Genomic DNA, 25,317 nt, shown 5'->3' with positions numbered 1-25,317 from the left:
TGCTCTCCTGGGGATGGATCGAAGCGTCGGCGCGCTCGAAGCAAAAACGCCAGCCCGGAGGCTGGCGTCGTCGGCACACAGGCGGCGCGTTCGCGTTGCGTCGGGTTGCCTCAGGTGCCCGGCGGCTGCAGCGCGGCTTCGCGCTGGCCGGCCAACGGGTCGCGCCGCACCAGCAGCATGTGAACCTGGCGCGCGTCGGCGCGCAGCACCTCGAAGATCAGGTCGTCGATGCGCACCTTCTCCCCGCGATGCGGCACGTGCCCGAAGTGATTCGTGACGAAGCCGCCGATCGTATCGACTTCCTCGTCGGAGTAATGGGTGCCGAACGCCTCGTTGAACTGCTCGATTTCGGTGAGCGCGCGCACGCGGAACCGCCCGTCGGGCGACGCGATGATGTTGCCGCTTTCCTCGTCGAAGTCGTACTCGTCCTCGATGTCGCCCACGATCTGCTCCAGCACGTCCTCGATCGTGATGAGACCGGCCACGCCGCCGTATTCGTCCACGACGATGGCGATGTGATTGCGGTTCTGGCGAAAGTCGTGCAGCAGCACGTTCAGGCGCTTGGACTCGGGGATGAACACGGCCGGGCGCAGCATGCCGCGCACGTCGAATTCCTCTTCGGCGTAGTAGCGCAGCAGGTCTTTGGCGAGCAGCACGCCGATCACGTTGTCGCGGTTGCCGTCGTATACCGGGTAGCGCGAGTGCGCTTTCTCCAGCACGAACGGAATGAATTCGTCAGGACTTTCGGCGATGTTGATCGCGTCCATCTGGGCGCGCGGGATCATGATGTCGCGCGCGCATAGCTCGGATACCTGGAACACGCCTTCGATCATCGAAAGCGAATCGGCGTCGATCAGGTTGCGCGCGTGCGCGTCCTGGAGGATTTCGAGAAGCTCGCTGCGAGAGTCGGGTTCGGGCGAGATGAAGTCGGTCAGCCGCTCGAGCAGGGAGCGCTTTTCCTGCGGTTTGTCGGTCTGGCGTCGACTGGGATAAGAGTCGTTCATGGTGGTGCGCCCTTTGCCGCTTGGGGGCAGGGCGCGCTGTTGCGGAGGGTTAAGGATACAACATGCCTGTGGCGCGACCATGTATTGCCGCACGCGGGGCACGCAGCGGCTGATCCATCCTAACGCAGATGCGGCGTGGTCGCCCGGTGGACGAAAAAGCGGCTCGCCGTGAGTCCCGGCTCAAGCGCAGCGCGCAAGCAGCCGCTCCAGCGCGCGGTCGCGCATCCCGCTTTCGCGCAGGGCCTCGACGGTACGACGCACGTAGTCGAGCGTCGTGCCGTAGCGGCCCGATGCGCAGCCGAACACGGTGCGAACCGTGGCTTCGGAAAGCTTGCCGGTGTAAGACGCCACATCGCGCCGCATGACGAATGCGAGCGCCGCGACGCGGCGCCCGTCTGCGAGCACGCAAGGCAGCCAGGCGGGACGGTACGAGCCCATCGGCATCTCGCGCCGCCAGAGCGCTTCGAGGTGCGGCATCACGCCCTCGGCCGCAAGACGGAACGCGACGCCCGCGCACGAGCCGCCGCGGTCGAGCGCGAGCACGAGTCCGGGCTGCTCGGGCGTGCCGCGGTTCACGCGCGACCACAGGTAAAGCCCGCGATGGTAGCCGTGCACACGCGAACGCACGTTCTCCACCGTGGGCAGCCCTGGGTTCCAGATCAGCGAGCCATAGCCGAAGAGCCAGATGTCGCTCGCGCCGTCCCAGCCTCGCGCTTTCAGCGTGCAGGCGAGCGAGGCCTGCAACTCGTCCTCGCTCAGGAGCCGCGACTCGCCGAGCACCGGCGGGTAGCCGGCGCAGGGCACGCCCGCATCGGCTGCCTCGGGCAGTGCTGAGGGTTCGGCGAAACCGGGCGTGCGTGGGTCGTTCATGGCGGGGGCTTACTTGTACGGATCGGGAAAGCCTAGCGAGTTGAGCACCTCGGTCTCGATGCCTTCCATCTCTTCGGCTTCGGCCTCGTCTTCGTGATCGTAGCCCTGCGCGTGCAGCGCGCCGTGTACGAGCAGATGCGCGTAGTGCGCGGCGAGCGGCTTGCCCTGCTCGGCGGCTTCCTTTTCCACCACGGGGCAGCACAGGATCAGATCGCCCGTGACCGGATCGTCCTCGCTTTGCGCATAGGCGAAGGTGAGCACGTTGGTGGCGTAGTCCTTGCCGCGATAAGTGCGGTTGAGCGTGCGGCCCTCCTCGGCGTCGACGAAGCGCACGGCCAGTTCCGCGTCCGCGAAGAGCGCGGCCTTGAGCCATGCCGCCACGGTGGCGCGCGGCAGCGCAGCCTTGTGCTCGGGGAACGCCTTCGCGGCGGGGAACTGCACGGTCAGTTTGAGTTTCGGTGCGCGGGGCATGGGGCTGAAGCTATGAAACGACGCAGGCGGCGGCGTTAGCGCGCGTCGCCGGCGCCTTCGTCCTTTTTCGAATGCGCGTCATAAGCCTCGACGATACGCGCGACGAGCGGATGGCGCACGACGTCCGCACTCGTGAAGTGCGTGACCGCGATGCCGCGCACGTCCTTCAGCACATGCTGCGCCTCGATCAGGCCGCTCTTGTGGCCGCGCGGCAAGTCGATCTGCGTGGTGTCGCCGGTCACGACCGCCTTCGAGCCGAAGCCGATGCGCGTGAGGAACATCTTCATCTGCTCGGGCGTGGTGTTCTGCGCCTCGTCGAGAATGATGAACGCGTGATTGAGCGTGCGCCCGCGCATGTAGGCGAGCGGCGCGATTTCGATCATCTGGCGCTCGAACATCTTCGCCGTCTTGTCGAAGCCGAGCAGATCGTAAAGCGCGTCGTAGAGCGGTCGCAGATACGGATCGACCTTCTGCGACAGATCGCCGGGCAGGAAGCCCAGACGCTCGCCCGCTTCCACGGCCGGGCGCGTGAGCACGATGCGCTTGACCTGGTCGCGCTCGAGCGCGTCCACGGCGCAGGCCACGGCGAGATAGGTCTTGCCGGTGCCCGCGGGCCCGATGCCGAACGTCACGTCGTGCGAGACGATCTGCTTCAGATATTCGCGCTGCGCGGGCGTGCGGCCGCGCAGGTCGGCGCGCCGAGTGTAGAGTTTCGGGCCCAGTTCCTCGACATCGACGCCTTCGCGCGCGGGCTCGTCGAACGGATGATCGGGGTCGCCGCGGAATCTCACATCCCGCGCATCGATCCCGGCGGCTTCGTTGCCGCCGTCCACACTGCCGCGCACGCCGCCGTTGCCGTTGCCGCGCGGATCGTTCGCCGAATTGGCGCCGAAGTTCGCGGGGTGCCGGGCTTCGACGAGCGCGAGTTGAATGTCGTCGACGGAGAGCGGATCGCGCGCCTGGTTGTAGAAGTTCTCGAGCGCCGCGAGCGCGAGCCTCGCGCCACGCCCGCGAATGGTGATGCGATGGCCGCGCCGCGCGAGCGTCACGTCGAGCGCTTGCTCGATCTGGCGCAGGTTTTCGTCGAGCGGGCCGCAGAGGTTGGCGAGCCGCGCGTTGTCGTCGCGCGGCGCGGTGAATTCCAGATGCTGCTGATTGGGCTTCAAGGTGTCTTTGAACTCCTGAATTCCTGGCTGGGTGCGTCGAACCGATTAATGCGCGAGCGTCGAAGCGTCTTCGTGCGCGAGCACGAGTTCGCCGCGCAGCGAGTGCGGGTACGCGTGGTTGATCTTCACGTCGATCATCTGGCCGATCAGGCGAGCGTGCGAAGCGAGCGGCGCCGGGAAGTTTACGACGCGGTTGTTCTGCGTGCGGCCCGAGAGTTCGCCCGGGTCCTTGCGCGAAGGGCCTTCCACGAGAATGCGCTCGACCCGGCCGACCATCGACTGGCTGATGCGCGCCACGTTCTCCTCGATCGTGGCCTGCAGATGCTGCAGGCGCTTGAGTTTCACCTCGCGCGGCGTGTCGTCTTCGAGATTCGCGGCGGGCGTGCCCGGGCGCGGGCTGTAGATGAACGAGAAGCTCGTGTCGTAGCTCATCTCCTCGACGAGCGCCATCATCTTCTGGAAGTCCTCTTCGGTCTCGCCGGGGAAGCCGACGATGAAGTCCGTGGAGAGCGACAGGTCCGGACGGATCGCGCGCAGCTTGCGGATGATCGACTTGTATTCGAGCACGGTGTAGCCGCGCTTCATGGCCATGAGCACGCGGTCCGAGCCGTGCTGCACCGGCAGGTGCAGGTGGCTCACGAGCTTGGGCACCTTCGCGTAGGTGTCGATCAGGCGCTGCGTGAACTCCTTCGGGTGCGAGGTCGTGTAGCGGATGCGCTCGATGCCGGGGATGTCGGCGACGTATTCGATCAACGTGGCGAAGTCGGCCACATCGTGCGCGGCAGCCGTCGAGGCGCCGCCGAATTTGCCACGATAGGCGTTCACGTTCTGGCCGAGCAGCGTGACTTCACGCACGCCCTGGTCGGCGAGGCCCGCGATTTCGGTGAGCACGTCGTCGAGCGGTCGCGAGACTTCCTCGCCGCGCGTGTAGGGCACGACGCAGTAGCTGCAGTATTTCGAGCAGCCTTCCATGATCGAGACGAACGCGCTCGGGCCTTCCACGCGCGCGGGCGGCAGATGGTCGAACTTCTCGATTTCGGGGAAGGTGATGTCCACCTGCGCGCGGCCCGAGGCGCGGCGCGCGTCGATCATCTGCGGCAGGCGGTGCAGCGTTTGCGGGCCGAACACGAGGTCCACATACGGCGCGCGCGCGACGATCGCCGCGCCTTCCTGGCTCGCCACACAGCCGCCTACGCCGATCAGCAGGTTGGGGTTCGCTTCCTTCAGTTCGCGCACGCGGCCGAGGTCGGAGAAGACCTTCTCCTGCGCCTTCTCGCGCACCGAGCAGGTGTTGAAGAGAATGACGTCCGCGTCTTCGGGGGTGTCGGTCTTCACGAGACCTTCGGCGGCGCCGAGTACGTCGACCATCTTGTCGGAGTCGTACTCGTTCATCTGGCAGCCAAAGGTCTTTACATAAACTTTCTTGGTCATCGGGTTTCGCCGTTCGCAGTGGTTGACCTGGGGGCGTCGTCCGCTTGATGCACGCGCGTGATGCGCGGTCTGCACGTCAGGACTACGGTGTGTTGTGGGGGCCGAATCGGGATGCGGGGAGACCGGTGATGAGACCGGCGTCGGCACCCTGTTTCTGGCGATGCGCGCTTTGCAATCCGCGCTTTGCGATCCGCGCTTTGCAATCCGCGCTTTGCAATCCGTTTTGCAACCCGGACGTTCCCCGTTGCCTTTCACTTCTTTTTCGCTTTCTTTTCTTGCCGGCGCATTTGCCAATGCTTGCCCATGCGGACGCGGCTGCGGATCGCTTTCTGCGCAATCCGACATTATATCCGTTTGCGTCTACGGCTTTGCGGCGCGACGGCTGGATCCGTGCAGGGGACGAGCGCCTCCAGTTCGCCCGAAGTCTGCGCGAAGCGCTCGGTGAGGAAATCGAGCAGGACCCTCACGCGCGGCGCGAGAAAGCGGTTGCGGTGATAGAGCGCGTGCAGCGGCGCATCGGGGTAGCGCCACTCGGGCATCACCGTCTTGAGCCGCCCGGCACGCAGATCGTCGGCGACATCCCAGATCGACTTCACCGCGAGTCCGTAACCGCAGAGCGCCCACTGGCGCGCCACTTCGCCATCCGTGGACTCGAGCGCGCCGTCGAGCGGCACCGTGTAGGTCTGCGTTTCCGTGTGCGTTCCGGTCTGCGCTCCGCCGCCGCGCGTGAAGCGCCATTCGTTCACCGGCCCCGCCGCCGAACCGATCACGATGCAGTCGAAACGGGCCAGATCGTTCGGCTCCCGCGGCTCGCCGCAACGCGCGAGGTACTCGGGCGAGGCGCACAGCACGCGGCGGTTCGGCGCGAGCCAGCGCGCCACGAGCGAGCTGTCCTGCGGCGTGCCGAAGCGGATCGCGAGGTCGATGTCTTCGAGCACGAGATTCGAGAGCGAGTCGGTCAACATCAGCGCGAAACGCACGTCGGGATAGCGGCCGTGGAATTCGTCGAGCCAGGTCATCAGCAGATTGCGGCCGAAATCGGAGGTCGCCGAAATGCGCACTTTGCCGCGCACCGCGTTCTGGCCCTCCTGCAAGGCCGCTTTGGCGTCGTCGAGCGAGCGCAGCGCGTGCTCGCTGCAAGTCAGATAGAGGCGGCCTTCGTCGGTGAGGCGCAGCTGCCGCGTGGTGCGGTCGAAAAGACGCGCACGCAACTCCGCTTCGAGGCGCGCGAGCCGGGCGCTGGCCGCCGCGGGCGTGAGCGCGAGCTTGCGGCCCGCCGCGGAAAGGCTGCCGAGGCGCGCAGCCTCCACAAAAAGACGCACATCGCCGAGGTTATCCATCGCGATTATTAGAAAACAATTGAAAATGATTCAAATGCTACGCCAATTATCAAATTCGAGCGTAGCCGCGACAATGCGCGTGTTTTCAGGATAACTGTCTCGGCCCGCACGCCATGCAACTCGATCACGTCACCCTCGTCACGCCCGATCTCGAAGGCGCATGCCGCTTCTTTCGCGACATCGTCGGCCTCGACGAGGGCGCGCGTCCGCCGTTTCGCGTGGACGGCCACTGGCTCTACGCGAACGGCCGGCCGGTCGTTCATCTGGTCGATGCGACCGGGCCCGCCCGGTCGCCAGGCGCAGCGTCGGTGCTCGTGGCGCCGCGCATCGACCATGTGGCGTTTCGCGTGGCGCCGGGCGCCGAGTGGCGCGCGCTCGTCGAGCGGCTGGCCGCGCACCGCGTGCCGTACCAGCTGGCGGAGGCGTCGGCGAGCGCAGAAGTGCAGCTGTTCGTTGCGCTCGCGCCGGGTGTCGTCGTCGAGTTCGTGACGTCGCCGGCGGCCGGCGCGGCGGCTTGATGGTCGCTGGATGTCGCCGAAGCCCGTTTGAATCCAGGCTGATTTTCGGAGATTTCGATGCCTATCCCCTTGCTCGCGCTGGCCATCAGCGCCTTTGCCATCGGCACGACCGAGTTCCTCATCATGGGGCTGTTGCCCGATGTGGCGCGCGATCTGCACGTGACGATCCCTGCCGCGGGCCTGCTCGTGACCGGTTATGCGCTTGGCGTGGCGGCCGGCGCGCCGCTGCTTGCCGCGCTGACGAGCCGCATGCCGCGCAAGCTCGCGCTGCAACTGCTGATGGCCGTGTTCATCGTCGGCAATGTGATGTGCGCGGTCGCCTCGAACTATTCGCTCCTGATGGTCGCTCGCGTCGTCGCGTCGTTCGCGCACGGCTCGTTCTTCGGCATCGGCGCTGTCGTGGCCGCCTCGCTCGTGCCGCAGGAGAAGCGGGCGAGCGCCATCGCGCTGATGTTCACAGGGCTCACGCTCGCCACTGTGCTGGGCGTGCCGTTCGGCACAGCCATTGGCCAGCAGTTCGGCTGGCGCGTGGCGTTCTGGATCGTGAGCGGCCTTGGCGTGATTTCGCTCGCCGGCGTGACGGCTCTGGTGCCCAACCATCACGACAGCGGACCGGCGGGGCTCGGCCACGAAGTGCGCGTGCTGCGCGACCCGCAGGTGTGGCTCGCGCTCGGCATGACGGTGCTGGGCTTTGGCGGTGTGTTCGTCGTGTTCACCTACATCGCGCCGATTCTCGAACAGGTGGGCGGCTTCTCGCCGCGTGGGGTGACGCTGATGCTCGTGCTGTTCGGCGTGGGCCTGACGCTTGGCAACACATTGGGCGGCAAGCTCGCGGATCGCGCGCTGATGCCTTCGCTCATGGGCATTCTCGTGATGCTTGCCGTGGTCATGGCCGTCTTCACGAAGACGAGCCACGCCATGTGGCCCGCCGCGATCACCGTATTCGTGTGGGGCATCGCCGCGTTCGCGACCGTGCCGCCGCTGCAGATGCGCGTGGTCGCGAAGGCGGCGGCGGCGCCGAATCTCGCTTCGACGCTGAACATCGGCGCCTTCAACGTGGGTAACGCAATGGGCGCGTGGATGGGCGGTCTCGCCATCGCGCACGGGGTGGCGCTCGACTCGCTGCCGTGGGTGGCCGCGGCCGTCTCGGTGGCGGCGCTCGTGCTCACATGGGCGGCGGCGCGGCTCGACACGCGCGCCGTACCGCTGCGCGATGCGCGCCTGGAGGCGCGGCAGCAGAATACGTGAGTGTCCGGCGAGGGCAATGCTCCTTATGCGCCAGGCGCGAAAGCAATCCAGGATTTGCGCTCTGCAATACTGATAACAGTGTGAAGATAACTTCGTTGGGCGCGGCAAACGCCGATGCTAGTCTTGCCTCCATTCATGCTCTTGCGCCGCCATGACGCGGCGCTGCCCGGAGGCAGCCATGCATTCACCTCTCGCGCTCGTACGCGATGCACAGCCCAATCTTGCGCACACTGAAGGATCTTGCGAGACGCTGGAGTCTCTCGTGGGGGTGAACCTCGCCCGGCTGCGCGCCGAACGCCAGCTTTCGCTCGATGCGCTCGCACGCGCCTCGGGCGTCTCGCGCGCGATGCTTGCTCAAGTCGAGTCGGCGCGCAGCGTGCCGTCGATCAAGGTGCTGTGCAAGGTCGCGGCGGCGCTGAAGGTCTCGGTTGCGGCGTTCCTGCGGCGGCATGCCGTGAACGGTTTCGAGCATTTGCCCGCCGAGCGGGCGTCGCGCCTCGTTTCCGCCGACGGGCGCTATTCGGCGCGCGCGCTCTATCCGGAAGGCGAGCCCGCCGCCGCCGAATTCCACGAACTGCGCATCGCGCCTCTGCACACCGAGCCCGGCGTGCGCCGCGCGCCCGGCACGACGGTGAACCTCGTGGTGAGCGAGGGCACACTCGAAGTGAGCGTGCACGATCGGCGCCAGCTGCTCGCAACCGGCGACGCGATCGTATTCGACGCCGACCAGCCGTACAGCCTGCGCAACCCGGGCGATACCGGGGCGCGCGTGTTTCGCGTGACACTCAATGCCGAGACGCCGCCGCGCTGGTACGTGCCGGGCGGGGAAGCGGCATCGGCAGCCGAGGCGGTCAGAACGGCCGAGGCGGCCGGGACGGTCGCAACCGGCGCGGCGCAGCCGGCATGAGCCGCGTCGCATCGTCGAGAAAATTCTCGAGTCGTAGTTTTTCGCGCTGCACAGTTGCGCAGCCTGTTGTATCCTTTGCCCGCCGGTTGATCCGGTAATCAGTGCGTCTTCAGGGCGGGGCGAAATTCCCCACCGGCGGTATGCCGGCCGCGCCGCAAGGCAAGGCCGACGAGCCCGCGAGCGCCTGCGCGAGCCTCATGGTGTCGTGCGCAGGGTCAGCAGATCTGGTGCGAAGCCAGAGCCGACGGTCATAGTCCGGATGAAAGAAGATGTGCAGATGGTCATGTTTGCCCATCCGCCGCGGCGTTTCGGCCGATGCGCGAGCGTCCCCCCTTTCCGGGGCGCGCCGCCTGCCTGCCGAATCACGCGTGCCGGGGATTCCTGTCTGTTTGCAATGCCCTGAAACGTTTTTCGCCTAACTCTCGCGAGGAGCGTTTCATATGTCCCTTAGTGCCAGTACCCCTCTCGCTTCATCCCAGGGCGCGCCGCTCGACGCCGCCGCCGATCTCCCGTTCATCGATTCCGAGCCCGTGCCGCCGCGCATCGCCGCCGCGTTGCAGGCCATGCGCGAAGGCCGCCCGGTCGTGCTGCAGGACGACCACGACCGCGAGGACGAGGCCGACCTGATCGTCGCCGCCGAACGCCTCACGGCCGAAACGATGGCGCTTTTCATCCGCGAATGCAGCGGCATCGTGTGCCTGTGTCTGTCCGACGAAAAGGTGCGCGCGCTCGACCTGCCGCCGATGGTGGCACACAACGAGAGCCGCAACCGCACCGCGTTCACGGTCTCGATCGAAGCGCGCGACGGTGTGAGCACGGGCGTTTCGGCCGCCGACCGCGTGACGACGATCCGCGCCGCGATCGCGCCTGACGCGAAGCCTGCGGATATCGTGCGCCCCGGCCACGTGTTCCCGCTGCGCGCGCAGCAGGGCGGCGTACTGGCGCGCCGCGGCCATACCGAAGGCACCGTCGATCTGGCAGTACTCGCGGGCCTCGCGCCCGCCGGTGTGCTGTGCGAACTGATGAACCCGGACGGCACGATGGCGCGCGGCAAGCAGGTCGACGACTTCGCGAAGCTGCACAATCTGCCGGTGCTTTCGATTGCCGAGCTGGCGGCGTTTCGCGAGTCGCTCGCCGTGGCGCGCGAGCGTTGCGCCGAGCCGGCCTGAGGCGCTGAAGGTAGCGGGGTGAGGGACGTGGCGCCGACGGGCGCCGCGTGCCGTTTTCATTGCGGCGTGCGCGACGTTTGCGGCCGGCGCGCCGGTGGGGCGCGCGGCCTTACGACTGCAGGTCGCCGAATTCGCCGCGCACGCCGGCCTCGACGAGCGCCGGCAGTTCTTCCATGTGCGCCATGATGCGCGTGATGCCCATTTCGCGCAGCACGTCGGCGTAGCCCGAAGGAATGTGGCTCGCGCCCACGAACGCAATCGTCCTCATGCCTGCCGCGCGCGCGGCGTTCAAACCCGAAATGCTGTCTTCGACCACGATGCAGCGCGCCGGCTCCACGCCTAGCTGCTGCGCCGCGTGCAGGTAGACATCCGGGTAAGGCTTGGGCCGCGCGACCTGCTCGGCGCTAAAGATGCGCTCGCCGAAGATCGTGTCGAGCCCGGCGCGCCGCACCGAAGCGTGCACGCGCGTGAGCCGGCTGTTCGAGACGACGGCGGCAGGCAGCGTCACCTGGCGCAGGGCGTCGCGCACGCCGTTGATCGGGCTCACCGATTCGGCAATGGCGGCTTCGCAACGATGTTCGATGGTCTCGAGAAAGTCCTCGGGCATCGTGAGGTCGAAGCGCGCGGCGACGTCGGCGAGAAAGCGCGAGGTCTGCTGGCCGAACGCAGCATTCACGGCGGCGTGAAAATCGATGCCGGGAAAGGTGCTGGAGAGCGTATCGAACAGAACGCGGTCGGCGATGACTTCGCTGTCGACGAGCACGCCGTCACAGTCGCAGATGAGATGGTCGATCATGCGTGAAACGAGAGAGGCCGGGCAGCGCGCGGCCAGCGGCCGGTGCGCGCCTTGAGCCAGGCAGGCGGGAAGGTGGAAACCCCCCATCATACGTGCTTTTGCTCTTTGCACGTACCGCCCAGGCGGCCTGCGATGCCTGGCCGTCGTCCGCTGCGTCTGCGCAGCCGGCGTCGGCCCACGCTTTTGCCGCGACGATCGCGCGCTGCCAGCCCGCCAGGCGCCTGGCTGCATCGCCGCGCGGCAACGAGGGCGCGAAGCGGCGCTCGAGGCTCCAGTGCCGCTGGAGCTCGCCGATATCGCGCCGGCCCGCGCGCGCGTTTTCGCGTGCGCCCTCGACCTGATCGAGAATCCAGCGGATTTTCGTGGCCGAGAAGTACGCGTCGATCGGCAGGCCGGTTTTCGCGCGCACCATCGGCTCGAGGCCGCGCGCTTTCCGTTCGCCGCAATAGCCGGCCGTGCGGCGGTCCTGCCAGACGATGGCGTTGTACACGGGCTGACCCGTTGCACGATCCCATACGATGGTCGTTTCGCGCTGGTTCGTGATGCCGATGCCCGCAATCGCGGCAGCCCCGACGCCCGCCTCAGCCGCGATGCCTGCCTGGCTCGACCAGATGTCGCGCGGATCATGCTCGACCCAGCCGGGCCGCGGGTAAAGTTGCGCGAACTCCCTCTGCGCGAGCGCGACGATTGCGCCGCCGCGCTCGACCAGCAGGGCATGGGAACTCGTCGTGCCCTGGTCCAGCGCGGGGATGTAAGACCCGGCGTGCGGCTGAGGCATCCTACAGTCTCCCTGGAAGGTGCGCGGCGGTAAGCGCGTCGACCCCCGCAACGCGGCGCGCGGCATCGAACCCGGCATAGCCCGAACGCGATTTGCGCCCGCTTCGGCGGCACGCAACGCCCAAGGTGTCGCTCGTGCGGCGCGGTGCGACAATACCTGGTCGGGATGCAGTCGTTCCAACCAGTCGAAAACGATAACGAGGCAATCATGCGTGCAATTGCAATGATCGGTGCGGCCGTGCTGCTCGCGGGGTGCGTGGGCGCGCCGCCGGGCCCGGAGGGCGGGGGGCGCGCGCCCTCGCTCGCCGCTTTGCAGCAGATGTGCGGCGGCCAGGAGGTCGATTTCGGTGCGTATGCGCCAGGCGTTTACGCGGCTATTTTCGACGCGTGGGTCGCGAATCGGCGCGGCAGGCTCCCCCAGGACCAGTTTTGCGGCTTCCAGGGTCAGCTCGCGCAGCACTACACCGCGCTCGGCAAGAGCGGCAATGGCGAGGCGCGGAATGAATGGGTGAACTTCCTCAACACGCAGCGCGCGCAGGCGCTGAGCTGGCGCGCGGCGGTCGACCCCACACTGCGAGCCGGGTAGGCGAACAGCCGATCAGTGCCGCGGCAAGGTGTGCACGTGCCCGCGAGCAAGGAGACACGCGTAAAAAAATGGTCACGCGGGCATGAAGCGCGCGGGTCCGCGTGACCATGCACTGCAGGCGCGTACGTCTACTGCCGTGCGCCTGCATCGGGGACGTGCCCGACAAGCCGGGCGGGCGGACGATCCATGCGTCCGCGCAAATCGAAAAAAGGCTATGGAGCCTGTGGCTGCGCGGGTACTCGGCCCGCGGAATCAGGCTACGAACATCGTTTGATGGCGCGCAACGCGGAGTCGCCGATTTCGGTTAGTCGCCATTGCTGAAGGCCGGATGCAAGGCGCTCCAGTTGGACGAGCTGTCGTTCGAGCAAGGCGTCCAGTTCTTCTCGCTCCATGTCGAGCTGATTGGGGGCGTCCTGGACTAGCAGCAGGGTGGCGAATTCATGCGGACTCAGCATCGTTCTCTCCGTGTTGCCGCATCAGAGGTCGCCGGTTGCGGCCCGCAGGGCGGCGCAGCGACAGGAATGCGGTGGTGTGAGCGAAAGCCTGCGACCGGGGAGAGTCGACTGGCTGGAGGGACCGGCCGCCCGGACCGCCTGTGCGCGGCCCAAACGGCACCCAGCCCGGGATCTACCTCGGGGAACTGGAGTGTAGTCAACGCTGCTGCGTTGTACAAACCACGCCCCGAAAATTTTCCCTTTGACATTTGGGCCCGCAGAGAGCGGTGGTGCAAGCCGCCCAGATTCGCGAAATCACTTGAAGTTCGTACCGCATCGCGGCACGCAGCGAGCGCATCCGCTTCAATACGCTACGCATCAAAACACGGTATGCCCGCGGGTATTGCGTTTGCGCCTCGACCAGAGATCGTTACATGACGTAATTCGGAGAGGTCGTCCATTCCCGGAACTGTGGAAAGCGGGTCCGGTCTGTGCTTTGTGACTGCAGCTACGCGAAAGTACAGCTAAGATGGAAATAGGGATGGCTTGTAACGTTCGCCGCGCGTGACTGGCGCAATTCGCCGGGCCTCGGGCTTCCGGCCGGGTGCCGCGCGTCGCGGGCGTAAAACGCCGCTTCGGGAGTAGGACACAATGCGTAACGACAATGAGCCTCGCCATGTGATGCCCTGGCGCATCGAAGACATCGATCTCACACGTATCGACCGTCAACGCGCTGCCGCCAACGAAGACCTGATGTTGCTCCTCGCCGCCTCTTCGTTCATTGAAAGCGGTTCTGACCTTTACACGAGCAACCTGAACGTGTTCTTCAACGGCGACCCCGAGGTCTCCGAGTGGCTCAACCGCGAATGGGAGCCCGAGGAGCTTCAGCATGGGCGCGCGCTGAAGACGTACATCCAGTACGTGTGGCCCGAGTTCGACTGGGACGCGGCGTTTCAGACCTTCATCGAAGAGTATTCGAAGACCTGTTCGTTCGAGGAGTTCGAGAAAACGCGAGCGCTCGAAATGGTCGCGCGCTGCGTCGTCGAAACCGGCACCGCCACGCTCTACCGCGCGATCGGCGAATGTTCGGATGAGCCCGTGCTCAAGGAAATTACCGACAACATTCGCAGCGACGAAGTACGCCACTACAAGCACTTTTTCAGCTACTTCAAGAAGTACAACCAGATAGAAGGACACGGGCGTCTCGCCGTGCTCGGCGCGCTCATGCGCCGCGTGATGGAAATCAAGAACGAGGATTCCGAGATCGCGCTGCGCCATGTGTACGCGGGCCGCTACCCCGAGCGCGTGCGCGACGAAGCCTATAGCCGCGAACTCACCGCGCGCGTGAACAAGCTGGTGCGCCACAATCTTTCCGCCGACATGTGCGTGAAGATGCTGCTCAAGCCGCTCAACCTGCCCGCGAAGATCCGGCCCGGCGTGCACTATCCGCTCGCGAAGATCACGCAACACGTCTTCTTCCGCTAGGGCCTGTTCACGCTGATAACGGGCCCTGGGACAACGGCCCGCGAAAACAAAAAGCCCGCTGCCGGAGCGGGCTTTTTCGTTTCCGGACGCGAAGATCAGCGATCGCGCTGGCCGTTGCCGTCGCGACGCGAATTGCCGCCCGGGCGGCCGCCGAGCAGCGCGCCCGGGTTGCCTTGCGGCTTGCGTTGTTGCGGGCGGCCCAGTGCGCTCTCGTGCGAAACGCCGCGCTGGCTTTCGCGGCGCGTATGCTCGCCGCGCTCGCCTTGTGCGCCGTGATTGGCGCCTTGCTGCTTCACGGGTTTGGCGGTGCGCATGCCGCTGCCGTTCGAGGCGGGCTTGGCCGGGCGCTGGCCGCCGTTGCCGCCACCGTTGGCTGCATGCGAGCGGTTGCCGTCACGGCCGCTTTCCCGGTTGCCCTCGCCGCGGTTGCCGCCGCGCGGCTCACGCGGCTCGCGCGGTTCGCGCGCCTGCGCGGGGCGGCCGCCGTTCGCGGCATCCGCGCCTTTCGACGCACCGCGGCCCTGGCCTTGCCCCTGGCGCGGCGAGCGCCCTTGGGGCTGGCTGCGGCGCTGGATCGGCTCAGGCTTCGCGTTCGGATCCGGCTCGAAGCCGGCAATGACCTCCTGGGGCACCGCGCGCTTGATGAGCTTCTCGATGTCCTTGAGCAGTTGATGCTCGTCCACGCACACGAGCGACACGGCTTCACCCGTCGCGCCCGCGCGGCCGGTGCGGCCGATGCGGTGCACGTAGTCCTCGGGCACGTTCGGCAGATCGTAGTTGACGACGTGCGGAAGTTGATCGATATCGATCCCGCGCGCGGCGATGTCGGTGGCGACGAGCACCTGGAGCGTGCCGTCCTTGAACTCGCTCAAGGCGCGCGTGCGTGCCGACTGGCTCTTGTTGCCGTGAATCGCGAGGGCACTGATGCCGTCCTTCGTGAGCTGTTCGGCGAGGCGGTTCGCGCCGTGCTTGGTGCGCGTGAACACAAGCACCTGAAACCAGTTGTGCTGGCGGATCAGATGCGTGAGCAGGTCGCGCTTGCGGTCGCGGTCGACGGGGTGGATCTTCTGCGCCACGGTTTCGGCCGTGGTATTGCGGCGCGCGACTTCGATGAGTGCGGGCGAGTCGAGCAGGCTGTCGGCGAGCGCCTTGATCTCATCGGCGAAGGTGGCCGAGAAGAGCAGGTTCTGGCGCTTGGGCGGGAGCTTCGCGAGCACGCGCTTGATGTCGTGGATGAAGCCCATGTCGAGCATGCGGTCGGCTTCGTCGAGCACGAGAATGTCGAGCTGCGAAAGATCGATCGTCTTTTGCTGCATGTGATCGAGCAGGCGGCCCGGCGTCGCGACCACGATATCCACGCCGCGCCTGAGCGCGTCGATCTGCGGATGGATGCCGACACCGCCGAACATCACCGTGGACTTGAGCTTCAGATACTTGCCATAGGCGCGCACGCTTTCTTCGACCTGCGCGGCCAGTTCGCGCGTGGGCGTGAGGATCAGCGCGCGCACGACGCGCTTGCCACCCGCTGCCGGCGGCATGTCCGTGAGGCGCTGCAGGATCGGCAGCGTGAAGCCAGCGGTCTTGCCGGTGCCGGTTTGCGCGCCGGCGAGCAGGTCGCCGCCGCCGAGCACGGCGGGAATGGCTTGCGCCTGGATAGGCGTGGGCGTGCTGTACCCCAGTTCGTTGACTGCGCGGACCAGCGGTTCGGACAAGCCGAGAGAATCGAAAGACATAAACACCTGTTGTATTGCAGTAGCGCGGGCGGCGCTTCGCGGCCCGAAGGCGCGCTGCGCAGCCAGGCAGTTGCCGGGTTCGAATGCGCCCGGTGAAGCCGCCTTTTCGCGTTGTTCGGACGGCGCGCCAGTGCGCGCGCCGCGTTTTTTCTTCATGGAACGGACGGGTCTATCGAGACCCGTCGTCTGGCGTCACGTTGCATCGTGCAGCCGCGGACACTGCGGCGGCCGTACGATGTCTTCGCATTGACGCGTCACGCGACGTAGCGCGCGACGCTCACGAATTGACAGACGCTCCCGGCGAGTACGAACAGATGCCAGATTCCATGTCCGTGCCGGATGCGCTCGTCATTGACGAAAAAATAAATGCCGGCGCTGTAAATGACGCCACCGGTCAGCAGCCACGCCGTGCCCGCGGCCGGCAAGGCTTCGACGAGCGGGCGAACCGCCACCACCGCGAGCCAGCCCATCACCACGTAGAGCACCATCGAAAGTACTCTCGTGCGCCGCCCGAGCGTGAGTTCCTGAACGATGCCAAGGACCGCGAGCCCCCAGCTCACGCCGAAGAGCGACCAGCCCCAGGGCCCACGCAGCGTCACCAGCGTGAACGGAGTATAGCTGCCCGCGATGAGCAGATAGATCGCGGCATGGTCGCACTTTTGCAGCACTGCCTTCAGGCGGAGGCCGCGCACGCCGTGATACAGCGTCGAGATCGTGTACAGCGCGCACAACATCGCCCCGTATACCGCAAAGCTCACGACCTTCCAGGCGTCGTGATCCAGCGCCGCGAGCGTCACGAGCGAGACGAGCCCCGCTACCGACAACATCGCGCCCACGAGGTGAGTAATGCTGTTCAGACGCTCACCGGCGTGCATGACGACCACTCCTTGTTCTTCTTGAGCGCAACGCGCGCTTGCGGAACCGTGTTCCACCGCCGTGCGGCGCCGTGCTCGAGCGCAGCGTTCAAAACCAGGCCTGACGGGCCACGGAACCGTTTTCACCACACGGCCCCGGCGCCAAATAGCGAAGGGCGCAGCCCGCGTGTTCGCCGACTGCGCCCTTATCAGGCAACCGCCACTATAACAAAGGAGCGTCAGTCGAGCGGAGACGAGCGCAGGTCGGCAACCTGCTGCGGGGACACCGGCGTGCCCTTGTTGCCCCAGGACATGCGGATGAACGTCACCACCGCCGCAACCTCCTGGTTCGAGAGCGACTGCGCGAACGGCGGCATGCCGTACGGGCGCGGATTGCCCCCCGTGCTCGGCGGATAGCCGCCGTTGAGCACCATGCGGATCGGGTTCACGGCCGAATGCATCTGGATCGACTGGTTGTTCGCAAGCGGCGGGAAGTTCGGCGGCATGCCGAGACCGTTCTCCGCGTGGCACTTCGCACACTGGTCATGGTAGATCTTCTGACCTTGCTGCAAGAGTTCGCCGCCGAACGCTTCGGACGTCTCCATCTGCATCGTTTCGGGCGCTTCCTTCTTCTGCGGGATGGTCTTCAGATACGAGGCCATCGCGTGGATGTCGTCATCCGAGAGGTATTGCAGGCTGTTGTGGATCACATCCGCCATCGGACCGAACACGGCCCCGCGCTCGGAAACGCCGGTCTTCAGGAGGCTTGCGATGTCCTTGATGTCCCAGTCGCCGAGGCCGCCTTCGCTCGATGTGAGCGAAGGCGCGTACCAGTTCTGCAGCGGGATCAGGCCGCCCGCGAAGGCCGCCGAGTTGACCGGGCCACCCACGGCGTTGATGGACGTATGGCACATGCCGCAGTGGCCGAGGCCTTCCACGAGATACGCGCCGCGGTTCCATTCGACCGACTTGGTCGGATCGGGCTTGTATTCGCCCTCGCGGAAGAACAGCGTGCGCCAGCCGATCAGCAGGTTGCGGTTGTTGAACGGGAACTTGAGTTCATGCGGGCGGCTAGGCACGTTGACCGGCGGGACCGAGCGCAAATAGGCGAAGATCGCGTCGGCGTCGGCGCGCGTGACCTTGGTGTAGCTCGCGAACGGGAACGCCGGATAGAGCAGGCTGCCGTCCTTCGAGCGGCCCGTGTGCATGGCGCGATAGAAGTCGTCTGCACTCCACTTGCCGATGCCGTACTGATCGTCGGGCGTGATGTTGGGGGTGTAGAGCGTGCCGAACGGCGTGGCCATCGGCAGGCCGCCCGCGAACATCTGGCCGCCGCGCACGGTGTGGCAGGCGATACAGTCGCCGGCGCGCGCGAGGTACTCGCCCTTCTTGATGAGATCGGCCTGGTCGACGGGCGTTGCGGCCTGCGCGGCGCCATTGTGCAGATAGTGGGTGCCCGACCAGAGCACCGGTACGAGAGCCGCAGCGGCGGCCACGATGACGGCGGAAAGTGCGAACAGGGACTTGCGGTTCATATTGGCTGTCTCCCCCGGCGCCTTATTGCGGTTCGCTGCCGCAGGCAAGCGGCGTCTTGAGTGAGCCAGCCGGCGCCGGCACGGGGTTCTGCGGCGCGCTCTGCGTGGAGAGCCAGGCCGCAACCGCGTTCACGTCTTCGTCGGTGAGACGCGTGGCGATCTCATGCATGCAGTCAGGCGCCTTCGCATGGCGCGAGCCCGAGCGCCATGCGCCGATCTGCGCGCTGATGTAATCCATGTGCAGGCCGACCAGACCCGGAATGGCAGGCTCCATGCCGGTAAGCTTCGCGCCGTGACAGGCCGCGCAGGCGGGCACCTGCTTGGCCGCGTCGCCATGCAGGACGATCTGCTGACCGCGCGCCAGCGTGTCGCTGCCGACCGAAGGTTTCGCGGGCGGTGGGTAGGGCGGCCGCTGCTGCGAGAAGAACGTCGCGATCTCGTGCAGGTAGTCGTCGGAGAGATAGGTGACCAGATAATTCATCGGGGGGTACTTGCGGCGCCCCTCGCGGAAGTTCATTAGCTGGTTGAACAGGTACTCGGCCGGTTTGCCGGCGAGACGCGGGAAATAGTCGTTGTCGGTGCCCTGCCCATGCGCGCCGTGGCACGCGGTGCAGCCCTGCACGCGTGCGGCGATCGTGTCGGGGGCTTTGGGCTGCGGCGCGGAGGCCGCCGTCTGGGCATATGCAGCGCTGAGAACGCCGGTCGTCCCGAGCAAAAGTGCTGCTGCCAAAGGCGCGACGAGCGGAATGAGTGGCCGGAAGATACGTCTTGGGGACACGCGTAACTCCATCTTTATCGTGGACCTGACCAGGCTTCGAACGGCCCGGCTTCCAGGCTGCGCGCGATGAAAACAGAAGACCGGGCGCGCTGCGGCGACGCAGCAGATTCTAGCATCGGGAACTCGTAGTGACCATTTGCCACATGCGCCACAAGCGCCCTCCGATGCCTCGAGGCGCCACCGCGACAGGCTTGCGGCCGATCGTCGCGTCGGTGCCGGTTATGATTCTGCACCTGTTCGCCGATCGGTGACACGGGGTTGTCCCGCACCCGCGCCACACTCGGCGAGCCGTTTGCTGCTGGGCGCATGCATGACCTGATGCCGGGCGCATGGCGCCGCCGCGTGCGCTCTCGTGCGCCGGCTCGATGCCCGCGCATGCAATGCGCGTTGACGCCGCATCGAGCCGGCATTGAACCGAACGGCGCGGCGGCTATCGAAGCAGGCACCCTGGCGGGACGCGAGGTGAAGCGTCTGCGTGCTGTTGTTGCTGTTTTCATGTTGTTTCCTTGCCACTTGTCTCGATGACTCCAATTGCACTTTCCCTATCGTTGCATCAAGCCGACCGATCCACTTCGCGCGAAGTCCGTGCGACCCGCACTGCGCGGGAGGGCGAGGTCCGATGAAAGCTGACTGGCTCTGGATCGGGCAGGTCGCCATGGCGGCCATTGTCAACATTGCCTACGCATTCGCGCTCGGCTCGGCGTTCTACGGCGCGTGGCTCGACAAGGACGGCCGCACGGCCGTCGCGCCCGCGCGCCTCGCATGGCTGCGTGCGCAACGCTCGCTGCGCGCCGCGGCATTCGTGCTCGTGGCGGCGCTCGTCATGTGGATGCTGTACGAGAGCGCGTCGGTCAGCGGCGAGTCGTTGCCCAGCGCGTTCGGCGTGGTCGGCACGGTGCTTTCGCAAACGCACGTCGGCCACGCGTGGACTGTCGCGTTCGTCGGCGCGCTCGTGCTGCTCGGTTGCGCGTTCGCACCTTCGAGTGTGGCGCGCGACGGCGTGCTGTGGCTCGCGCTCGTCGCCATCGCCGCGGGGCGCGCGGGGCTCGGCCATGCCGCCGATGCGGGCTTCGCCTCGGCCGCGCTCGGGCTGCATACCCTTCATTTGCTCAGCGCGAGCGCGTGGAGCGGCATCGTCATGGCGGGGGGGCTTGCCGTGCTGCCGGCGCTCGGCGCATCGACGGCACGCGGCGTACTGATCCGCACGGCGGGCCAGATTTCGAACGTGGCGTTCTTCGCGGTGGGCTTCGTGATCGCGACGGGCGTGTTCGACGCGCTGCGCGGCAGCGGCGGCTCGCTCGACGCCATCGTCGGCAGCACGTGGGGCCGCGTGCTGATGCTCAAGGCCGTGCTCGTTGCGCTCGCGCTCGCGATGGGCGGCTTCAACCGGCTCGTGGCGATGCCCGAGTTGCGGCGCGCGGCGTCGACAGCGGCGGCGCGCCGTTTCGTCAACGTGATCCATCTCGAAGCGATCGTGATGATCGGCGTGCTCGTGACCGCGGCCGCGCTCGCGCACAGCGTGCCGGCCTACGTGTTGCAGGGCTGAAACGTTGTCGCTGCGCCTTATTCGTAGCCGAGCCGGTGACTCAGGATCGGTGCGAAGAAGAGGGCGAGGGCGCAGCCCGTTGCGTTGCCTTCGAGTTCCGCGAGCGCGGCCACGGACGTTGGATTGGCGATCAGCGCGATCAGTTGCGGCGCGCACCACAGCGCCGCGGCGCCGATCGCGGCGTACTCGACCCAGCGAATGCGCCAGCCGCGCGTGAAGGCGATTGCGGCGGCAAGCACGCGCAGGAAGCCGAAGGCGACGAGCGAGCCGACGGCGGCTTGTTGGCGGATCAGATAGTCGGGAAGCGACGCGTCCATGGAGTCTTTTGCAACACCGAGGTTGGATTGCAAAGGATTCAGCAAGGAGCAGACCAGTGGGCGGCGCTCACTGGCGGCGCGTGCATTCGATAAGGGCCGCGCCTTGCGCGGCGCGGCCCTCCATGAACCGGCTGTGTGCGCAAACGACATAAGCCACGCGCGCGTCTCGCGAGCGCGCGCCCCTTCGAGCGCAAAGCCACGCGAAACGTTGCATCGTCGAAACACGCGATGCCCGGCGCGTCACGTTACGCTGCGCGCCGCGCGACCGGCATTCATGTGCGCATCACCATTCGGCGACGCTGCCGTCTTCGTGACGCCACACCGGATTGCGCCAGCGGTGACCAGTCTTCGCCATCTCGCGCACCTTCTCCTCGTTCACGTCGATGCCGAGACCCGGGCCCTGCGGAATCGAGACGAAGCCGTCTTCGTACTTGAAGACTTCGGGATTCCTGATGTAGTCGAGCAGATCGTTGCCCTTGTTGTAGTGGATGCCGAGGCTCTGCTCCTGGATGAACGCGTTGTAGCTCACCGCGTCGATCTGCAGGCAGGTGGCGAGCGCGATTGGGCCGAGCGGGCAATGCAGTGCGAGCGCGACGTCATAGGCTTCGGCCATTGCCGCGATCTTGCGGCACTCGGTGATGCCGCCCGCGTGCGAGGCGTCGGGCTGGATGATGTCCACATAGCCGCCCGCGAGAATGTGCTTGAAATCCCAGCGCGAATACAGGCGCTCGCCCAGCGCGATCGGCGTGCTGGTCTGGTTGACGATGTCGCGCAGTGCTTCGACGTTCTCCGAGAGCACGGGCTCTTCGATGAACATCAGCTTGAACGGATCGAGTTCCTTCGCGAGCACCTTGGCCATGGGCTTGTGCACGCGGCCATGAAAGTCCACGCCGATGCCGACGTTCGGGCCCACGGCCTCGCGCACGGCCGCGACGTTGTTGATGACGCCCTGGACCTTGTCGAAGGTGTCGATGATCTGCAGTTCTTCCGAGCCGTTCATCTTCACGGCCTTGAAGCCGCGTTCGACCACGGCGCGTGCGTTGTTGGCGACGTCGCTCGGACGGTCGCCGCCAATCCACGAATACACCTTGATCCTGTCGCGCACCTGGCCGCCGAGCAGCGCGTGCACGGGCACGCCATGATGCTTGCCCTTGATGTCCCAGAGCGCCTGATCGACGCCCGCAATCGCGCTCATCGAGATCGGGCCGCCGCGGTAGAAGCCCGCGCGATACATCACCTGCCAGTGGTCCTCGATGAGGAGCGGATCCTTGCCGATCAGATAGTCGGCGAGTTCATCGACGGCGGCGGCGACCGTATGCGCGCGCCCTTCGACGATCGGCTCGCCCCAGCCGACGATCCCCTCGTCCGTTTCGATCTTCAGAAAAAGCCAGCGCGGCGGGACGACGAAGGTTTCGAGCCTGGTGATTTTCACGCGGTGTCTCCATGATCTTAAGCGGTAGGGCGCCGCTCGCGCCACGCGCGAGCGGCAACGTCTTCAGGCGCACATGCTACTGCAAACTCGCCTTTAAGTGCTATTAATAGTATTATTTCGCAACACTTCCCAATATCCAGGAGAACGGCGATTCAACGCGATCTGCACGGCACCGTGGCCTACGAACTCGGCAGCGCGATCCTGCGCGGCGACTACCCGCCCGCGACGGTCCTGCCGCGCGAGGCCGAACTCATGGCCACGTTCGACGTGAGCCGCACGGTGCTGCGCGAAGCGCTGCGCACGCTCACCTCGAAAGGACTCGTGGAGTCGCGCCCGCGCGTGGGCACGCGGGTGCGGGCGCGCGAAGCGTGGAATCTGCTCGATGCCGACGTGCTCGACTGGTACGCGCGCGTGGCGCCGCCGCTCGCGTTCGCGCTCAAGCTCCAGGAAATGCGCGAGATGATCGAGCCGTTTGCGGCAGGGCTCGCCGCGAACGCGCGCGACGCCGATGCGCTCGCCTCGATCGCCGCCGCGCACGAGGCCATGGCCGAGGCGCGTAATGTGGACGAATGGGTGCGCGCGGACCTGCGCTTTCATCTCGCCGTGCTGGGCGCTTGCCGCAACGAATTGCTGGTGCCGCTCGGCACGCTGATCGAGCGCACGCTCGAAGGCCAGTTGCGCGTGAATGCGAAGCGCGCCGACGTGTTCAACGCCGCGCTGCCCGACCACACTCTCGTGTACGACGCGATCGCGCAGCGCGATGCCTACGCGGCGAGCCGCGCGATGGCAGCGCTGCTGCGCGTGACGCGCGAGCGCATCGAGCGTTGAAGGGGTATGGCCGATGGGTGTTTTCGCAACGAGTTGCGGAGGGTGTGGGCGTAGTGGCGTAGGCGTAATCGGACGCAAGGAGCGCGGAAATGAAAAAAGCCGCTGTCCTTGCGGACAGCGGCTTTCTTTTGCAACTGGTGGCGAATCAGGGATTCGAACCCCGGACCTGCGGATTATGATTCCGTCGCTCTAACCGACTGAGCTAATTCGCCGAAGAAGGAAATTATCGCGATACAGCCAGAAGCTGTCAACCCCCTTCGTCATCTTTTTTGCAGGGAAGGCGGCCGCCGGGCGAGAAGCCTTGCCCGGCGGCGCTCCCAGCCTCAATCCTGCGCGTAGATATCCGAATCCTTGGTTTCCTTCACGAACAGCATGCCGATCACGAAGGTGCCCAGCGCGATGATGATCGGATACCAGAGGCCCGAGTAGATATCGCCGCGCGCCGCCACGATCGCGAACGCCGTCGCCGGCAGGAAGCCGCCGAACCAGCCGTTGCCGATGTGATAGGGCAGCGACATCGAGGTGTAGCGGATGCGGGTCGGGAACATCTCCACCAGCATCGCCGCGATCGGCCCGTACACCATGGTCACGAAGATCACGAGGATCGTCAGCATCACCACCGTCATCGGCCAGTTGAGCTGCGCGGGGTCGGCCTTCAGCGGGTAGCCCGCCGCTTTCAGCGTGGCCGCGAGCGTCTTGTCGAACAGCGCGCCGGCTTCCTTGGCGTCAGGCGCACGGCCGTCAAACGTGTCGATGGTCGTGTCGCCCACCTTGATCTGCGCGCGCGTGCCTGCCGGGGCCGCCACGTTCTCGTAGTTCAGGCCAGCCTTCGAAAGTGCGCTCTTGGCGATGTCGCACGAACTCGTGAACTTCGAGGTGCCGACCGGGTTGAACTGGAACGAGCATTCGGCCGGATCCGCGATCACGACGATCGGCGCGCGCTGCGTGGCGGCTTCGAGCGCCGGATTCGCGTAGTGCGTGATGGCCTTGAAGATCGGGAAGTACGTGAGCGCCGCGATCAGGCAGCCAGCCATGATGATGGGCTTGCGGCCGATCTTGTCCGACAGCGCGCCGAAGAACAGGAAGAACGGCGTGCCGATCAGCAGCGCCACCGCGATCAGGATGTTGGCGCTGGCGCCGTCCACCTTGAGCGTCTGCGTCAGGAAGAAGAGCGCGTAGAACTGGCCCGTGTACCAGACCACGGCCTGGCCGGCCGTGACGCCGAAGAGGGCGAGCAACACGACCTTGAGGTTCTTCCACTGGCCGAACGCTTCCGTGAGCGGCGCCTTCGAGACCTTGCCTTCCGCCTTGATGCGCTTGAACGCCGGCGATTCGTCGAGCTGCAGACGGATCCACACCGAAACGGCGAGCAGCAGGATCGAGGCGATGAACGGAATGCGCCAGGCCCATGCGGCGAACTGTTCTTCGCCGGTGAAGGTGCGCACGCCGAGGATCACGAGCAGCGAGAGGAACAGGCCGAGCGTGGCCGTCGTCTGGATCCACGAGGTGTAGAAGCCGCGGCGTCCGGGCGGCGCGTGTTCCGCGACGTAGGTCGCGGCGCCGCCATACTCGCCGCCGAGCGCGAGGCCCTGCAGCAGACGCATGGCGATGAAGATCACCGGCGAGGCGATGCCGATCGACGCATAGCCGGGCAGGAAACCGACCACGAAGGTCGAGATACCCATGATGACGATCGTGACGAGGAACGTGTGCTTGCGGCCCACGAGGTCGCCGAGGCGACCGAACACGATCGCGCCGAACGGACGCACGGCAAAGCCGGCGGCGAAGCCGAGCAGCGTGAAGATGAAGCCGGCAGTGGGATTGACGCCGGAAAAGAAGCTCTTGCTGATGAAGGCCGCAAGCGATCCGGCCAGGTAGAAGTCGTACCACTCGAACACGGTGCCGAGCGACGACGCGAAAATCACGCGTTTTTCGTCGCTGGTCATCGGCGCGTGCGAGACTTGTCCGCCAACGGTTGCCATAGATGTCTCCAGTATTGATATGCGTGTGGTCCGCCGGGCAGGCGACTCGTCGACCCGCGGTCCTGCGGAGCATTATTGGAATGGAAACTTACGGGCTTCTGACGCGCGTA

General features: G+C 66.2%; 23 protein-coding genes, 1 tRNA gene, 1 pseudogene and 1 riboswitch. Of the genes and pseudogenes, 8 read left to right on the top strand and 17 right to left on the bottom strand.

Annotated features, from left to right (window positions below):
* Window positions 1-110: 110 nt before the first annotated feature.
* From BHE01S_RS18280 to BHE01S_RS18255, 6 genes are all read right to left on the bottom strand, one after another.
* Complete coding sequence (locus BHE01S_RS18280) at window positions 111-1,004, bottom strand: HlyC/CorC family transporter (RefSeq protein ID WP_042266357.1); 894 nt, start codon at window positions 1,002-1,004, stop codon at window positions 111-113.
* A 180-nt stretch (window positions 1,005-1,184) separates the two neighbouring features.
* Window positions 1,185-1,874: a gamma-glutamylcyclotransferase gene (locus BHE01S_RS18275; protein ID WP_042266355.1), complete on the bottom strand. Its 690-nt coding sequence runs from the start codon at window positions 1,872-1,874 to the stop codon at window positions 1,185-1,187.
* 9 nt (window positions 1,875-1,883) lie between these two features.
* Complete coding sequence (gene ybeY / locus BHE01S_RS18270; RefSeq protein ID WP_042266353.1) at window positions 1,884-2,345, bottom strand: rRNA maturation RNase YbeY; 462 nt, start codon at window positions 2,343-2,345, stop codon at window positions 1,884-1,886.
* 35 nt (window positions 2,346-2,380) lie between these two features.
* Window positions 2,381-3,511, bottom strand: coding sequence for a PhoH family protein (locus BHE01S_RS18265; RefSeq protein WP_042266351.1), 1,131 nt, complete (start codon window positions 3,509-3,511; stop codon window positions 2,381-2,383).
* Window positions 3,512-3,556: 45 nt separating this feature from the next.
* Window positions 3,557-4,942 (bottom strand): tRNA (N6-isopentenyl adenosine(37)-C2)-methylthiotransferase MiaB, encoded by a 1,386-nt coding sequence (miaB, locus tag BHE01S_RS18260; RefSeq protein ID WP_042266349.1) that lies wholly within the window; start codon window positions 4,940-4,942, stop codon window positions 3,557-3,559.
* A 344-nt stretch (window positions 4,943-5,286) separates the two neighbouring features.
* Window positions 5,287-6,282, bottom strand: a complete 996-nt coding sequence (locus BHE01S_RS18255; protein WP_042266347.1) for a LysR family transcriptional regulator — start codon at window positions 6,280-6,282, stop codon at window positions 5,287-5,289.
* 113 nt (window positions 6,283-6,395) lie between these two features.
* Between BHE01S_RS18255 and BHE01S_RS18250 the strand changes: the two genes are divergently transcribed.
* The 4 genes from BHE01S_RS18250 to ribB all read left to right on the top strand — a co-directional run bounded on the left by BHE01S_RS18250 (window position 6,396) and on the right by ribB (window position 10,124).
* The gene (locus BHE01S_RS18250) at window positions 6,396-6,800 is read left to right on the top strand and encodes a VOC family protein (protein ID WP_042266344.1); all 405 of its coding nucleotides are present in this window, start codon (window positions 6,396-6,398) and stop codon (window positions 6,798-6,800) included.
* 57 nt (window positions 6,801-6,857) lie between these two features.
* Window positions 6,858-8,048 (top strand): MFS transporter, encoded by a 1,191-nt coding sequence (locus BHE01S_RS18245; RefSeq protein WP_042266342.1) that lies wholly within the window; start codon window positions 6,858-6,860, stop codon window positions 8,046-8,048.
* Between the two features lie 178 nt (window positions 8,049-8,226).
* The gene (locus BHE01S_RS18240; RefSeq protein WP_042266441.1) at window positions 8,227-8,955 is read left to right on the top strand and encodes a helix-turn-helix domain-containing protein; all 729 of its coding nucleotides are present in this window, start codon (window positions 8,227-8,229) and stop codon (window positions 8,953-8,955) included.
* Between the two features lie 101 nt (window positions 8,956-9,056).
* A riboswitch (FMN riboswitch) is annotated at window positions 9,057-9,230 on the top strand.
* Between the two features lie 165 nt (window positions 9,231-9,395).
* On the top strand, window positions 9,396-10,124 hold the full coding sequence (gene ribB, locus BHE01S_RS18235) for a 3,4-dihydroxy-2-butanone-4-phosphate synthase (RefSeq protein WP_042266340.1): 729 nt from the start codon (window positions 9,396-9,398) through the stop codon (window positions 10,122-10,124).
* 109 nt (window positions 10,125-10,233) lie between these two features.
* Here ribB and BHE01S_RS18230 read toward each other — a convergent pair whose 3' ends face one another.
* Together BHE01S_RS18230 and BHE01S_RS39110 are read right to left on the bottom strand one after the other, a co-directional pair.
* Window positions 10,234-10,920 carry an HAD family hydrolase gene (locus tag BHE01S_RS18230; protein ID WP_042266338.1) on the bottom strand — a complete coding sequence of 229 codons (687 nt, stop codon included), beginning with the start codon at window positions 10,918-10,920 and terminating at the stop codon, window positions 10,234-10,236.
* A 289-nt stretch (window positions 10,921-11,209) separates the two neighbouring features.
* A pseudogene (locus tag BHE01S_RS39110) lies at window positions 11,210-11,698 on the bottom strand (FGGY family carbohydrate kinase); the annotation flags it as partial.
* Between the two features lie 207 nt (window positions 11,699-11,905).
* Between BHE01S_RS39110 and BHE01S_RS18220 the strand changes: the two are divergent.
* Entirely contained in the window at window positions 11,906-12,283 is a 378-nt protein-coding gene (locus BHE01S_RS18220; RefSeq protein ID WP_174479511.1) for a hypothetical protein, read from the top strand.
* 257 nt (window positions 12,284-12,540) lie between these two features.
* On the opposite strand, the gene BHE01S_RS36850 is transcribed toward BHE01S_RS18220, so the two are convergent.
* Entirely contained in the window at window positions 12,541-12,738 is a 198-nt protein-coding gene (locus tag BHE01S_RS36850; RefSeq protein ID WP_028205977.1) for a hypothetical protein, read from the bottom strand.
* Between the two features lie 630 nt (window positions 12,739-13,368).
* On the opposite strand from BHE01S_RS36850, the gene BHE01S_RS18215 reads away from it, so the two are divergent.
* Window positions 13,369-14,202, top strand: coding sequence for a ferritin-like domain-containing protein (locus tag BHE01S_RS18215; RefSeq protein ID WP_042266336.1), 834 nt, complete (start codon window positions 13,369-13,371; stop codon window positions 14,200-14,202).
* 95 nt (window positions 14,203-14,297) lie between these two features.
* Here BHE01S_RS18215 and BHE01S_RS18210 read toward each other — a convergent pair whose 3' ends face one another.
* The 4 genes from BHE01S_RS18210 to BHE01S_RS18195 form a co-directional block, all read right to left on the bottom strand.
* A complete protein-coding gene (locus BHE01S_RS18210) occupies window positions 14,298-15,935 on the bottom strand; it encodes a DEAD/DEAH box helicase (protein WP_042266437.1) in 1,638 nt (545 codons plus the stop codon).
* Between the two features lie 254 nt (window positions 15,936-16,189).
* On the bottom strand, window positions 16,190-16,810 hold the full coding sequence (gene trhA / locus BHE01S_RS18205) for a PAQR family membrane homeostasis protein TrhA (protein ID WP_042266334.1): 621 nt from the start codon (window positions 16,808-16,810) through the stop codon (window positions 16,190-16,192).
* A 218-nt stretch (window positions 16,811-17,028) separates the two neighbouring features.
* Window positions 17,029-18,324, bottom strand: coding sequence for a c-type cytochrome (locus BHE01S_RS18200; protein WP_042266332.1), 1,296 nt, complete (start codon window positions 18,322-18,324; stop codon window positions 17,029-17,031).
* A 22-nt stretch (window positions 18,325-18,346) separates the two neighbouring features.
* On the bottom strand, window positions 18,347-19,114 hold the full coding sequence (locus tag BHE01S_RS18195) for a c-type cytochrome (RefSeq protein ID WP_042266331.1): 768 nt from the start codon (window positions 19,112-19,114) through the stop codon (window positions 18,347-18,349).
* A gap of 607 nt (window positions 19,115-19,721) precedes the next feature.
* On the opposite strand from BHE01S_RS18195, the gene BHE01S_RS18190 reads away from it, so the two are divergent.
* On the top strand, window positions 19,722-20,648 hold the full coding sequence (locus BHE01S_RS18190; protein WP_042266330.1) for a copper resistance D family protein: 927 nt from the start codon (window positions 19,722-19,724) through the stop codon (window positions 20,646-20,648).
* Between the two features lie 17 nt (window positions 20,649-20,665).
* Here BHE01S_RS18190 and BHE01S_RS18185 read toward each other — a convergent pair whose 3' ends face one another.
* Both BHE01S_RS18185 and dgoD read right to left on the bottom strand, forming a co-directional pair.
* The gene (locus BHE01S_RS18185; protein WP_042266327.1) at window positions 20,666-20,965 is read right to left on the bottom strand and encodes a hypothetical protein; all 300 of its coding nucleotides are present in this window, start codon (window positions 20,963-20,965) and stop codon (window positions 20,666-20,668) included.
* A 283-nt stretch (window positions 20,966-21,248) separates the two neighbouring features.
* Complete coding sequence (gene dgoD / locus BHE01S_RS18180) at window positions 21,249-22,397, bottom strand: galactonate dehydratase (protein WP_042266326.1); 1,149 nt, start codon at window positions 22,395-22,397, stop codon at window positions 21,249-21,251.
* A 114-nt stretch (window positions 22,398-22,511) separates the two neighbouring features.
* Here dgoD and BHE01S_RS18175 point away from each other — a divergent pair, with 114 nt between their 5' ends.
* Window positions 22,512-23,225: a FadR/GntR family transcriptional regulator gene (locus BHE01S_RS18175; protein WP_042266325.1), complete on the top strand. Its 714-nt coding sequence runs from the start codon at window positions 22,512-22,514 to the stop codon at window positions 23,223-23,225.
* Between the two features lie 135 nt (window positions 23,226-23,360).
* Here BHE01S_RS18175 and BHE01S_RS18170 read toward each other — a convergent pair.
* Together BHE01S_RS18170 and BHE01S_RS18165 are read right to left on the bottom strand one after the other, a co-directional pair.
* A tRNA-Met gene (locus BHE01S_RS18170) sits at window positions 23,361-23,437 on the bottom strand.
* Window positions 23,438-23,548: 111 nt separating this feature from the next.
* Entirely contained in the window at window positions 23,549-25,207 is a 1,659-nt protein-coding gene (locus BHE01S_RS18165; RefSeq protein WP_042266324.1) for an MFS transporter, read from the bottom strand.
* Window positions 25,208-25,317: the final 110 nt, after the last annotated feature.

The sequence above is a fragment of the Paraburkholderia heleia NBRC 101817 genome (assembly GCF_000739775.1).
Classification (GTDB): Bacteria; Pseudomonadota; Gammaproteobacteria; order Burkholderiales; family Burkholderiaceae; genus Paraburkholderia; species Paraburkholderia heleia.
This window is presented reverse-complemented; position numbering and strand designations above follow the sequence as displayed.